The organism is Microbacterium sp. NPDC087589, assembly GCF_044743635.1.
Lineage (GTDB): Bacteria > Actinomycetota > Actinomycetes > Actinomycetales > Microbacteriaceae > Microbacterium.
This window is the reverse complement of record NZ_JBIUWV010000009.1, coordinates 98426-110162: the sequence shown is the minus strand read 5'-3', so window position 1 is coordinate 110162 and position 11737 is coordinate 98426. Positions and strand designations below refer to the sequence as shown.

Genomic DNA, 11737 nt, shown 5'->3' with positions numbered 1-11737 from the left:
GATCAGCCCTTTTCCGCCGCGTACTTCTCGGTCCAGAAGGCGTCCCACGACTCGAGCAGCTCGCTGGTCGACATGTTGCCGAGCAGCACGTTCTGCACGTCCTGGTCGGACTTCTGGATCCACTCCGTCCACCAGCTGACACCACGAGGCTGCTGCACGTTGACGTACGTCTCGGGGTCTTCGGTCATCGTGACGTAGCTCGTCCACGGGCCGGAAGAGTAGAACTCGTCATCCGCGGCCTCCGTGATGATCGGCACGAGGCTGTTGGCCTGGGCGAACTCGGTGGCGGGCTCGGCCGACGAGAGGAACTCGACGAGCGTGACCGCGGCATCCTGGTGCTCGCTGTTCTCCGCGACGCCCCAGCCGGCGACGGCCAGCGGCTGCGCAGCCTTGCCCGAAGGTCCGACGAGCAGCGGAGCGGTGTCCCACTGGTCTTCGGTCAGCGACGAGTCCTGCACCGTGGCGATGACCTCGGGGTCCTGCAGCAGGAACGCCGTGGTGCCGTTCGTGAAGCCGGCCACCATCTCGGGATAGCCCCACGAGACGGCCGAGGGCGGCGAGGCCTCCTTGAACAGGTCGAAGTAGTCGTCGACGGCCTCCTGCGCCTCGGGGGCGGCGAAGATCGTCGATCCGTCCTCCATCAGGAACGCGTCATCGACGTCGAGGCCATCGATCGTGTAGGCCTCGATCGCCGCGACCACGTTGCTGTTCGCGTTCGCGCCACCGCGGAACGCGTAGCCGTAGATGTTGTTCGACGGGTCTTGGATGGCGCTGGCCTGCTCGAGCAGGTCCTTCCAGCTGTGGGGAGGACCGTCGAAGCCCGCCTCCTCGACCAGGTCGGTGCGGTAGAAGAGCGACAGGCCGTAGAAGCCGTAGGGCACGAAGTAGCTCTTGCCGTCGGCGGCCACTGACGCGGCCTGCGCGTTGTCGGTCAGGGCATCCCAGCCGTCCCAGCTCTCGAGGTCGCCCGAGATGTCGTGCAGCCAGCCGTTGTTCGCGAACGGGCCGACCGTGATGTCGCGGACCTCGAGCACGTCGACGCCCTTGCCCGACTGCAGCATCTGCTGGATCTTCGCGTCGGCCTGCTCGGTGGGCGGCGAGACGAGCGTGACCTTGATGTCGGGGTTCTCCTTCTCGAAGTCGTCGAGGAGACCGCGGAGCAGGTCGGTGCGCGCAGGGTTGGTCAGGCTCTCGACCATCTGCAGGGTGACGGTGCCGTCGGCGGATTCGCCGCCGCTTGCGGAACAGCCGGTGAGCGCGAGTGCGGCGACGGTGCCGATTCCCGCGGCGGTCGTCAAGATTCTGTTCTTCTTCACGAGGTGCCTCTCAGTTGGTGGTGGTGGATCGGGTCGTGGGTGGATCGGTGGTGGTGGATCGGGTGGTGGGCGGAGCGGGTGGTGGTGGAGCGGGTCAGGTGACGATGATCGAGTCGGGAGTGCGGATGCCGGCCCGGCGGAGGATCTGCGGGATGCAGCGCTCGACGAACGCCTCGAAGTCCGATGCCTCGGTGTACAGGTGCGCCGACAGGCGGAAGTATCCGATTCCGCGGAAGCTCGTGAACGCGGTCTCGACGCCGGTCTCGTCGAGCAGGTCCATGCGCAGCGCATCGGCCTCTTCGCGGGTCGAGCCGAGTCCGAGCGGCAGGCGCACGAGCCGCATCGACGGCACGGGAGAGGGCAGCGGGGTCAGAGGGTCCTCATCGCCGTGGGGGCGCAGGCCCTCGGCGATGATCTCGGCACCGGCATCCGCCATCTGGGCCATCGCCTGGCGGGCGTTGTGCCAGCCGAACTCGCGTTCGATGAACTCGATCGACGCCGGGGTGGCGAGATAGGTCGTCGCGTCGATCGTGCCCTGGGTGTCGAAGCGCTCGGGGTAGGGCTCGTTCGCGGCCCACGAGTCGATCAGGGGCCAGAGGTCATCGCGGTCGGGTGCGTTCGTCACGAGCAGCGCTGAGCCGCGCGGGGCACAGGGCCACTTGTGCAGGTTGCCGAACCACCAGTCGCCGCCGGCGACGGCCGCAGCATCCGCCACGAGCCCGGGAGCGTGAGCGCCGTCGACGAGCGTGCGGATGCCGCGCTCGGCGGCGAGCTCGGCGATGCGCCGGGTCGGCAGCATCCGGGCGGTGGGGGAGGTGATCTGGTCGATGACGATCAGGCGGGTGGCCGGGGTGAGGGCGTCGGCGAAGCGCTGCACGACCTCGTCGTCGGGGGCGAGCAGCGGCAATTCGACGGCGCGGACGGATGCTCCGAAGCGGCGGGCCAGGCGCTGCGCACCCATCGTGATCGCTCCGTAGCCCTGGTCGGTGACGAGGATCTCGTCGCCGCGCTCGAGGTGCAGGGCGTTGTAGACGACGGTGGCCGCGGCCGAGGCGTTGGGCACGAAGACGCTGTCTTCAGCGTGGGCACCGAGGAACGGGGCCGTGCGCTCTCGGGCGGCGCGCACGCGCTCGGCGATGCGCGGGAACCACTCGACCGGGCTGAGGTCGGCTCGGCGCCGCAGCGCATCCTGGTGCTCGACGACCGCGGTGGGCACTGCACCGAACGAGCCGTGGTTCAGATGGATCACGTCGGGATCGAGCGGCCACGCATCACGGGCTCGGATGCCGGAGTTCAGCGTGAGCGGTGCGGGGAAGAGTGGTGCGGGCATCGGTCCTCGTCGGTGCAGTGGGGGAGTTGTTGCACAACTTTGCCACAGAGGTTCCGATATGGCTATGGAAAGGAGAAGATGAAACATAGTTGTCATACGAATTTGATCAAGGGCGCGGGTCCGACAGACTCGCAGGGGAGCGGCCGGTGTCAGAGAGGATCACGATGAGCGCATTGGATACGGCTCTGCACGGGTTGCGTGCGCTGATCGCCGACGGCGCGCTGCGCCCCGGCGACCGTCTGCCCAGCGAGGGCGAGCTGTGCGAGACGCTGGGCGTCTCACGCGGTTCGCTCCGCGAAGCCATCCGCATGTTGGCCGCACTCGGGGTGCTCGAGACCCGCCACGGCTCGGGCAGTTACGTGAGCGAGCTGCGCGCCGCAGACCTGATCGGCAGCCTCTCGCTGACGGTCGGGCTGCTGCCCATGGCCGGAGTGCTCGAGCTGACCGAACTGCGCCGCGTGCTCGAGCCGCATGCCGCCGCGCTCGCCGCTGCCCGCATCGACGCGGCGACGCTCGAGGAGCTCAGTGGCGTGCTCGACGAGATCGAGGCCAGCGACGACTTCGAGGACCATTCGCGCCTCGACCACGCCTTCCACATGACGATCTCGGAGGTCGCGGGCAATGACGCGCTCACGAGCCTGATCGACGTGCTGCGCTCACGATCGCGGGCCTATCGGATTCCGGATGCCGCCGACGCGGCCGAACTCAAGCTGCACTCGGACGCGGGGCACCGCGCGATCCTCCGCGGACTCGCGGCGGCCGACCCGGTCGCGGCGTCGGCGGCGGCATCCGCTCACGTGGCTCAGACCGAATACTGGGTGCGGCGCTACACCGACACGGACATCGTCGAGCCTGCGCCTGTGGCCGAGTGAGCTGGGCTCCTGGCTCGATCTGCGGGCGTTGCCCCGAGAAGCGGGCCGATCCGATCGACCCGCCCGCTGATCGCGACGATGTCCTCTGATCGGGCGGCCGTCAGTGCGATGGAGGGCCGAAGCGCAGCACGTTCGTGTTCCGACGGACGAAGCCGACCGATTCGTAGAGGCGCAGTGCGGATTCGCGAGACGGACGGGACGTCAGATCGAGCGTCGACAGTCCCCGCTGTTCGGACTCGTCGATGATCGCCTCGAGCAGTCGGCGCGCGATGCCTCGTCCTCGCGTGCTCTGATCGACCACGACGTCTTCGATGCTGCCATGCCATCCGGTGATGAGCGGAGCCGTCACGAGGGTGGCCATTCCCACCACTTGGCCTGACTCGCGCGCGACGAACAGGTCTGCGTTCTGCGCATCGAGCAGCGAGAGCACCCTTTCCGAGTCGAATCGAGCGGTCGTCGAGAGCTGGGGGAGAAGCATCTCGATCCGCTTGAGGTCGCTCGGCGTGAGGCGCTCCGCGATCGAGATGCTGATTCCGTCGGTCATGGATGACAGTTCAAGCGAGGGTGATGTCGACCTGAACCTCAGTGGCGATGCGCTCGAGGTCCCGACGCAGCGCGTCGAGATCGACCGATGCGGGCACGCGTGCGATCACAGACGCTTCGAACAGGCGTCCGCCGGCCATCGCAGCATCCCGCGTCTCGGTCGCCAGCTCTTCGATGCTGAGCTCGTGTGCGTTCAGCACGTTGGACACCTCACGGACGATGCCGGAGCGGTCGTTGCCGAGAATCCGGATCTCGAGCACCTGTGCCTCGGCGTCCGCCGCGGGAGTACCGGTGAGGACGGCGAGCGTCAGAAGCCCCTGCCCCTGCAGTTCGCGGAGCGCCGCCTGCAGCCCCTCCGAGTGCTCGGGTGCGACCGACACCTCGATCACACCGGCGAAGGTTCCCGCGAGCTCGGCCAGCGAGCTGTTCTCCCAGTTGCCTTCGTGGGCATCGACGACATCGGCGACCGCTGCGACGAGACCGGGGCGATCAGCACCCGCGACAGTGAGGATGAGAGTAGTCATGCCGCCAGCGTAGGTGTGTTTAGCTTTCCTAGCGAGTCTGTTTATGATTCCCCTCCCTCTTCGTTTCGCGTATCCGTTGGCTTTTGCGGCGCTGCGCGTCCCAGTTCGCCGAAGCCGATCCTGATTTATCCCCGCATGCCGGTGCCGCCTGCTATAACGGTCGACATGAACCTTGCGGAGGTTGACGCGCTCGTCGAGCAATGCGTGAGCCTCGGCGGTCGCACGGTATACAGCGAGGCGGAGATCCGATTCGCAACCCGCCCGTTCCTGACGTGGGCGGTGAATGTCGCTGGTGTGGATGCAGACCTCTTTGAGCTGTTCTCCACCAGCAACATCGAACAGTTCATCGTCATAGCGCGAGAGACCTACTCGCCCGGCTCTTTGGGGAACCTGCGCTCGAGGCTGTTTAGGGTCGCGGAGCAGGTGGGTGACCTTCAGGGACGCCGGCCTCCGGTGGCTGCATTGCCGCCTTCTTCTCCGGTGTCGCCCTACGCACCTCGAGAGGTTGCGGAGATGATGTCGTGGGCAGTGTCCCTATCGACCGAGTCTCGTCGAGCAAGTGCGGTGAACCTCTTGGCGTTGGGTTTGGGGGCGGGGCTGTCCAGTAGCGAGATCGGAAACCTGCGCGTGAGGAGCGTGTCAGAGCATCCGCGCGGAGGCATCGATGTGCGTGTCGAGGGCGCGCGGGAGCGAACGGTGACGATGAAGGACCTATGGGCTTCTGAGCTACGTTTGCCCGCCGAGCCCAGCAGCTATGTGTTCCGTCCGGACAGGGTCACCACGTGGCGGACCGTTGTCAATAACTTCGTCCAGCGGGCCCCAGGCGCGGTGTTAGTGCAGACGCAGCGACTACGGGCGACGTGGATCGTGGGTCACCTTGCTGCGGGTACTCATGCTTCGACACTCGTGGAGGCTGCGGGCGTGGACTCGTTGGAGGCGCTGACGAGGTATCTGCAGTTCGTCCCGTCACTGGGCGAAGATGTCGCGCGGGCTGAGCTGCGTCTAGGTCAGTGAATCTTGGGGCGGGCCCACGGTGCCTGGCCTGCACCCCGAGGGGCGAGGCGGACCGCGAACGGGATCGTGCGATGTGGCCACGCGCGCTGCCGCTCCCTGGAGCCGACCTTGTGCCGCTTGCTCATGGAGAACTGCCGATGCGCCGGCTCGCGAAGTCCTGTCGCAGCCGTCGCTCATCTCGGTTCACCTCCGGTGAAGCGTGTCTAGGCTAGCGACTTCGTTTGACGTCTCGTCCGCGTCGGACTCGGGTCGGAGCGTGCGGAGCTAGGGTGGACGGATGAATTCTCAGGACGCAGCTCCCCACACGCGCGAACACTTCGTGCGCGCGATGACTCTTCTGATGTCCGGGCCTCTGATTCCCTCGTGTCGAGCCCAGGTCGCCCTCCGGGTGGGGGTCGACGCACCGGTCGAACACTTTCTCATCGACGCTTCGCCAAGAGATCTGGTCTACACCCTTCATCGGGCAGACGGCGAGCTGGTCGACGACTATGACGGCTACACGCACACCCGCAGGAGCGAGACGACCGTGCAGGATATCCCCCGCAACTCCTTCAATGTCGAGCATTTCGCCGCACGTCTCGCGTTCCCGCTGTCGTTGCCCGTCTGGGGCCGCAGCTTCGACAACTACCGATTCACCGGTGAAGCGCTCGTTGGAGGCGATCACATCGAGCTTGCCCTCGTGCACACGAAAGACGACACAGTGAAGGGGTCGCTCACAGTGAGCGACCCCTTCCGCATGGCGGTGAAGCTAGACACTCCGACACTCATGATTGAGTACACGGAGATCGCCGCGGCCCGCCCCGCTCAGGCTAGAGGGGGGCTTCTTGGCCGTTAGGGTAGTAGCACCGCTGAGCTCCTGAATCGCACGTAAAGCGGTGGCTGGGAACTGAACCTTCGAAGTACTGCTCGTAGTTCTTCGACGTGTCCTTGATGACGATATCTCCCATCCACACGGAGAACTGACCGCTCGTGTCGAGGCTTCCTACGTTCCACCCACTCGTCGTAGTATTACCAGCGTTCTTGAATGCGGTCAATGCCAGGGAGTCGGGAGGGAGAATCCCATTCTGCTTATAGCTGGTGAAAGTTCCACTCATCGACGGCGAGCCGACCGAGGGAATCGTTCGTAGCTTGTTCTGAGCTGAGGGCCAGCCTGCGTACATAGTCCATTCGTACGTAATTGAGCGCTCCCAAATGATTGCACCAGTGTCCTGGTTGTACTCACCGTAGCGTGCGCAGCCCCAAATGAAGTCCTCGAGTTCGCTCCTCACTTCGCGCTGATATTCTCCGGTGAGGCACGGGTCGGCTGCGGCCGCATCCGCGGCGAAGGGAACGGCGAGTGGTTCTCCGGGCGCGTCGCCCGCGGCCGAGCTGTTCGGATCTGTCTCCTTCGCGGGGTCTTGCTCCCCCTCGAACTCGACTTCCCGGGTGACTCTCTGAGAACCTGGCGTCTTGGCATCGACAGTCGCAACGACTTGGTTTCCAAGACAAGCGAAAGATACTGTGCCAGAGTCGTCCGCCGTGACACCTTCTTCGGCCAGCGCTGCCTTCGCAATATCGGCGCATATGGAGCTACTCGCTTCACTTTGCTCCGCGGCGAACGCCGGAGCCCCGCCCGCCATGATCACCCCAAGAGTGATGGCTGCTGCTATTGCTGATCTACTTTTCTTCATTCCGCATATCCTCCTGTGTAATGCGTAAATCGCCAAACATCTGCGCGATTTCTTCTCAAACCCATTCAGTCAAACATGCGCGTCGAGCGCTGTCTGTAGGGAGTTTGGGGGACAACGCACACAAAGACTTAGGATGTAGATCCTTTTGGTCAACATCTTCGCGACCAGAGGCCAGGCCTACACCGGCCAACCCGTCTGCCGGATCGATGATCCCGGTAGCGGATGTACCACACCTCCTTCGTGGCGCAGCGCGAGCAGCCAAGGCGACTCTGTCTGACGATTTCTGTTTGGGTTCCAGAGGAGCGGAGTCTCCGATGCCGTCCGCGGTGGTCGAGCGCATGTCGTCGCGCTCGACCACCGGACGAAGCGTGGTGCGTCAGCTGGCGATGTCCGTGGGGAGGGTGATGGTTCCGTCGGGGTGGAGCATGGGCCCGCGGGGGCGGTAATTGTCGAGGGTGGTGGGCGTGAACGACTTCTTGCGAGGGCTGAGGTTCAGGACTTCGCGTTCGGCGTTCTTGCGTACCCACGCGGCGGTCTGGCGGCGGTTGACGGAGACCAGAAAGAGCGCGGTGAAGACTCCGGCGGCGGCGAACCCGCGCGTCAACCGGAGGGCGGTGTTCTCGAGGTTCTCTTTTCCGCGGTCTTTGACGATGGAGTTCATCCGCTCGATGGTCGCGCGGTCGAATCCGTACACTCGGCGCCACTCCGCGCTGCCGTACCGCAGCGGCTGGAGGTATCGGGTGCTCTCGTCAGGGAACACCTTCACGCTGGTCTGCGTGCAGATGCGGTCTCGGAGGTGCTCGGGCGGCGCAGTGACATGTGGCCTCGGCTTGTCTGCGGCGTCGGGGTGCAGGTGCCGGATACTGCAGGTGACGCTGGGGGCAAGCCCGAGGGCGGGGCACTGGATGGCGTAGGTGCCGTCAGGCTTCGGGGTGCCCTTGAAATGCACCTCGTACAGCGGGCGCTGCTTCTCGATGCGAGCCTCGTAGGTCTCATCGTCGATGACGCCGGCGTTGCGCTCGAGGGTCGCGTTGACGATGCCTTTCTTCATCATCGGGCAGTACGGCTTGCCCTCAACCTGGATGGCGCCGCCGATGTTCCCGTTAAGTCCCAGCTGCGGGGTGCGGTAGTCGGTGACCGGGTAGTAGCCGAGGGCCTGTGCGGGGAACAGGAGGTTCTCGGGCAGCTGGTGCGCGAAGTACTCCTTGTCTCCGGTGATGCGCCCCGCGGGGTGACCGCGCTCCTTGAGCGATTGCAGCACCTCGATGGTGTCGTTGGCGACGAGGTCCTTAATGGGGGTGGAGAACTTCAGTCCGATGGCCAGCAGCGGGTGCGGGATGGGAGCGTCGTGGACGCCGCTGGGCTCGGGTGGGACCATCACGGCGAAGTTGGCAGCGTAGCCCCAGGTGAACGCGCGGGCCTTCTTGTCGTCGCGTCCACGGAACTCGGGGGCGTGGTTGTACCAGTCCGCTTCCATCTCCATGATGAGCGAGTCCGGTTCGTTCTTCACCACGCGCTGGCCGGCCTTGCGGTCCAGCTTCGCTCGTCCTCGTTTACTGACCGCTGGCACTTTCGTCTGGTCAACGGAAATATCGCCCTTCCACTGCTGCTGCACCTCGGTCGGCAGTTCCCGGAAGGTCATCTCCAGCAGGGCGTTACACACCCAGTCCAGGCGTGCTCGCTTGATGAGGGAGAGCGTCTGGTCCTGCTTGGCCGTCTCGTAGGCGCGCTCGGCGGCGTTCATGACCTGACGGCGGGCCGGCCACGGCTCGAGGAGCTCGAGGAAGCGCTGCATGCAACGGGTGGTGCGGTTGTACCAGCGCCGCCAGTTCTCAACGTGCGTGTCAGCGGGGCGGATGTGGGCGACACCGAGCAGGTCCGCGGCTTCCGGGGTGAGGCGCTGGTAGAACACGTTCGCGACCTCGGTCATCAGCTGCGGGGCGTTCTCGGGGCGCAGCATCAGCATGGCGACGAGGAGGGCTTCGAAGGACAGGTCGGCCTTGCGGCCGGCGCGGCCCTTGTCCTGCTCTCGCAGCCGCTGCGTCGCCTGGCGAGATTCACGCTCAAGGCCGTTGATGTCGCTCTGGAGTTTGTTGCTCACGGATCGGAGGCGGGACTGGGCTGCGCGCAACTGTGCGGTATTTGACTCGACGCATATCGATTCCCCACCCGCATGCCCACGAATGAGCTGGAGAGGTTAAGCTGATTGGCTCTCAAACCCGCGTGAAGGTCCGCTTGGTGTCTGATTCGACCGCCTGATGGTCTGGAAGCACGGACGTCAGGCGAAAGACCCGAAGAAGAGCAAGGAGAAGGCTGGTACGACTCACATCGACGGTGGGAGCGCGACGACGATGGGCGAGGCGTCCATGGGATTGAAGCGACTTCTCGCTCCGCGGAGGCGGCCTTGGTGAACCGGGGCCCCGGATTCAGCTCAGTGACGGCACGCGTGGGTCCTGCCTTGTCTTCATGAAGGGCTCGGCTGCAACGCCCAACTCAACGTGCAGTTCTAGTCGCGCTACGCCGTCGCCAACGTGTCGCAGACGAAGACGTGCTCATTTCGGGGCGCGCAGGTGAGCTCAGATCGCAGGAATAGCAGGGGTCCCCGGCGGTCGCGGAACGTTTCGCGACCGCCCGTGTCACGGGCTTGCCGTCTGGTTCCCCACACCCATATTAGGAAAGAGGAGCGCGACATCCGCGGTCGCCGCGACCCTCTCGTCGCGGGGAGCGTCATGCCCGTGTATCGGCGCCTTCGACGGTAGGCGGCCTCGTATCGGGACTGGCATCTTCGCTGGGTTGATGCACTCCTCATGGTTCCCATGAACCTCAGTCAGGCGGGCGAGGCCGAGTGCCGGCGGCGCGAGCAAGGACTCGATTCCGGGCTGGACCCATCACTGCATTCACCAGCTTTCGATGAGGACGTGGGCTCAACCTGCTGGCCCACTGCACTCAGGGGCGTCCCTTCTGCCGCCAGAGTGCAACTCGAACCGTGCGTGGGATGTCGAGACTGGCCGGACCCGGTGGGTGAACGAACCTAGGTGGTTGCGTTGGAAAGTGCAGCGCGCAGACTTGCGCCGGTTCGCCGATTCCGTTGCTCGGCGATGACCAGATCGGCGGCCCTCTTTGCCGGGTTGCGTGCTTTTCGACCAGCCTCCGATCCTTTGGCGGGGGTCCAGCTCGACGTGATGCGGATCGTTGTTCCATTTGGCTCAGCGATCAGCATGAACTGCTCTCTCTCGTGAACTCCGTGATCCCAGTCGGTGGCCCATACCACCGAGCCTGGCTCGGTGATTGAGACTGTGAGTGTTCCGGTGCTCTTGCGGTCAGCGCTCTCCACGGACCAAGAGCCGTCAGCGCGTTTTGTAGCTTCGCCAAACTCCGAATCCCAGGTTCTTCGGGTCGCTGGATCTGTGACCGCGTTCATCGCGTCGGGCGTGCGAGCGGTGACGAAGATGCTCGTTGTCGAGGACAGGTCACCGGCGTCAACAGGCCCTTGCATACCGTCGTGGGGCCGGGCCGTGAGCTGTTTGAGATCTACATTCAATCGATCTGTGAGCTCCCGCAGAGGCGCGTCATCGCTCGACGCGAGTACCTCGAGTGCGGCGTAGCCGTCTCGCTTGCGCGCTGCCCGGGAGATCGCTTCCAGCGCCACTGGGTCCCAATCAGCTTTCGCTCGGGTCGATGAGCCGGCTCTCGTCGGGGCTGCGTCGCCGCTGAACCCGAGATGGCGAAGGTCTTCCTCCCGGGCTGCCGTCACCGCAGAGCGCACCCGATCTTCGGAGAGTCCGGCGGCTCGTAGTTCTTGAGATGCGGGGCTGTCCCATCGGACGAGGGCTACGAGTACGTGTTGCAAGCTCACTCGCTGTTCGGCGGTTCGCACCGCTTCTTCGGTCGCTAGAGCGGAAAGTTCCTGCGATATTTTGACAGTCTTAAGGAGCTTCTTCATCGTCTCTTCCTCCTAGGGATAGGAATGTTCTCATCTACGCGGTTGGAGTATTTTCGGTGGACAGCCTGTCTGCTAACCTTCAGCTCCTCGGCGATTTCTTGCCAACTCATGCCGGCGCGAAGCGCGGCTTCCACCTGCGCGAGCTCCATCGATTCGACGAGTTGCCGGAGGGTCGCCACGGCGCGCAGACCGCGGCGGGGATCGCCGGAATCTTGCGCCAGAGCGGCCAGATCGATTGCTTTCACGTCTTGCAACATATGTTGCTAGTGGCGCCCCTGGCAACACGTGTTGCACCGTTCACAGGGCATTCCCAGGCAAGAATGGCCAATTAATTGGAGGGAATGAATCGGCGGCAGGCACCGATAATCGGATTGAATCGCATCGGCCGAGTGGTGCAGTGAGATCCAACAAATACGTCTGTCACTGACCATCAATGAGAGGAAACTCATGTCCGATTTCACGCTTGACGCAAAGATCTCAAACCCCGGCGGCGGCACCGTTGCCCCCGCATCCTGGACGCCTGTG

General features: G+C 64.7%; 11 protein-coding genes. 3 read left to right on the top strand and 8 right to left on the bottom strand.

The annotated features are described in order from the left end of the window. Positions 1 to 2 precede the first annotated feature (2 nt). Both ACIOU8_RS17310 and ACIOU8_RS17305 read right to left on the bottom strand, forming a co-directional pair. Complete coding sequence (locus tag ACIOU8_RS17310) at positions 3 to 1316, bottom strand: ABC transporter substrate-binding protein (RefSeq protein ID WP_400792165.1); 1314 nt, start codon at positions 1314 to 1316, stop codon at positions 3 to 5. 94 nt (positions 1317 to 1410) lie between these two features. Next, positions 1411 to 2646, bottom strand: a complete 1236-nt coding sequence (locus ACIOU8_RS17305) for an aminotransferase class V-fold PLP-dependent enzyme (RefSeq protein ID WP_400792163.1) — start codon at positions 2644 to 2646, stop codon at positions 1411 to 1413. A gap of 164 nt (positions 2647 to 2810) precedes the next feature. Here ACIOU8_RS17305 and ACIOU8_RS17300 point away from each other — a divergent pair, with 164 nt between their 5' ends. After that, the gene (locus ACIOU8_RS17300; RefSeq protein WP_400792161.1) at positions 2811 to 3518 is read left to right on the top strand and encodes a FadR/GntR family transcriptional regulator; all 708 of its coding nucleotides are present in this window, start codon (positions 2811 to 2813) and stop codon (positions 3516 to 3518) included. A 100-nt stretch (positions 3519 to 3618) separates the two neighbouring features. Here the strand turns inward: ACIOU8_RS17300 and ACIOU8_RS17295 are convergent, their stop codons facing one another. Together ACIOU8_RS17295 and ACIOU8_RS17290 are read right to left on the bottom strand one after the other, a co-directional pair. Continuing rightward, positions 3619 to 4062: a GNAT family N-acetyltransferase gene (locus ACIOU8_RS17295; RefSeq protein ID WP_400792159.1), complete on the bottom strand. Its 444-nt coding sequence runs from the start codon at positions 4060 to 4062 to the stop codon at positions 3619 to 3621. Positions 4063 to 4072: 10 nt separating this feature from the next. Beyond that, on the bottom strand, positions 4073 to 4585 hold the full coding sequence (locus ACIOU8_RS17290; protein WP_400792157.1) for a glycine cleavage system protein R: 513 nt from the start codon (positions 4583 to 4585) through the stop codon (positions 4073 to 4075). A gap of 165 nt (positions 4586 to 4750) precedes the next feature. Between ACIOU8_RS17290 and ACIOU8_RS17285 the strand changes: the two genes are divergently transcribed. After that, positions 4751 to 5599: a hypothetical protein gene (locus ACIOU8_RS17285; protein ID WP_400792155.1), complete on the top strand. Its 849-nt coding sequence runs from the start codon at positions 4751 to 4753 to the stop codon at positions 5597 to 5599. 277 nt (positions 5600 to 5876) lie between these two features. Beyond that, the gene (locus ACIOU8_RS17280; RefSeq protein ID WP_400792152.1) at positions 5877 to 6434 is read left to right on the top strand and encodes a hypothetical protein; all 558 of its coding nucleotides are present in this window, start codon (positions 5877 to 5879) and stop codon (positions 6432 to 6434) included. On the opposite strand, the gene ACIOU8_RS17275 is transcribed toward ACIOU8_RS17280, so the two are convergent. From ACIOU8_RS17275 to ACIOU8_RS17260, 4 genes are all read right to left on the bottom strand, one after another. Continuing rightward, positions 6409 to 7269, bottom strand: coding sequence for a hypothetical protein (locus tag ACIOU8_RS17275; protein ID WP_400792150.1), 861 nt, complete (start codon positions 7267 to 7269; stop codon positions 6409 to 6411). The two genes, ACIOU8_RS17280 and ACIOU8_RS17275, sit on opposite strands and share 26 nt — an antisense overlap. A 376-nt stretch (positions 7270 to 7645) precedes the next feature. Continuing rightward, positions 7646 to 9370, bottom strand: coding sequence for a hypothetical protein (locus ACIOU8_RS17270; protein ID WP_400792148.1), 1725 nt, complete (start codon positions 9368 to 9370; stop codon positions 7646 to 7648). 930 nt (positions 9371 to 10300) lie between these two features. Then, entirely contained in the window at positions 10301 to 11212 is a 912-nt protein-coding gene (locus tag ACIOU8_RS17265) for a Clp protease N-terminal domain-containing protein (RefSeq protein WP_400792146.1), read from the bottom strand. Continuing rightward, entirely contained in the window at positions 11209 to 11457 is a 249-nt protein-coding gene (locus ACIOU8_RS17260) for a hypothetical protein (RefSeq protein ID WP_400792144.1), read from the bottom strand. The genes ACIOU8_RS17265 and ACIOU8_RS17260 overlap by 4 nt, the downstream gene beginning before the upstream one ends. Positions 11458 to 11737: the final 280 nt, after the last annotated feature.

Excerpts from the sequence above, each read along its gene's own strand:
- ACIOU8_RS17295 (WP_400792159.1), bottom strand. The coding sequence starts at position 4,062 with ATGACCGACGGAATCAGCATCTCGATCGCGGAGCGCCTCACGCCGAGC.
- ACIOU8_RS17290 (WP_400792157.1), bottom strand. The coding sequence starts at position 4,585 with ATGACTACTCTCATCCTCACTGTCGCGGGTGCTGATCGCCCCGGTCTC.
- ACIOU8_RS17305 (WP_400792163.1), bottom strand. The coding sequence starts at position 2,646 with ATGCCCGCACCACTCTTCCCCGCACCGCTCACGCTGAACTCCGGCATC.
- ACIOU8_RS17265 (WP_400792146.1), bottom strand. The coding sequence starts at position 11,212 with ATGAAGAAGCTCCTTAAGACTGTCAAAATATCGCAGGAACTTTCCGCT.
- ACIOU8_RS17275 (WP_400792150.1), bottom strand. The coding sequence starts at position 7,269 with ATGAAGAAAAGTAGATCAGCAATAGCAGCAGCCATCACTCTTGGGGTG.
- ACIOU8_RS17280 (WP_400792152.1), top strand. The coding sequence starts at position 5,877 with ATGAATTCTCAGGACGCAGCTCCCCACACGCGCGAACACTTCGTGCGC.
- ACIOU8_RS17285 (WP_400792155.1), top strand. The coding sequence starts at position 4,751 with ATGAACCTTGCGGAGGTTGACGCGCTCGTCGAGCAATGCGTGAGCCTC.
- ACIOU8_RS17300 (WP_400792161.1), top strand. The coding sequence starts at position 2,811 with ATGAGCGCATTGGATACGGCTCTGCACGGGTTGCGTGCGCTGATCGCC.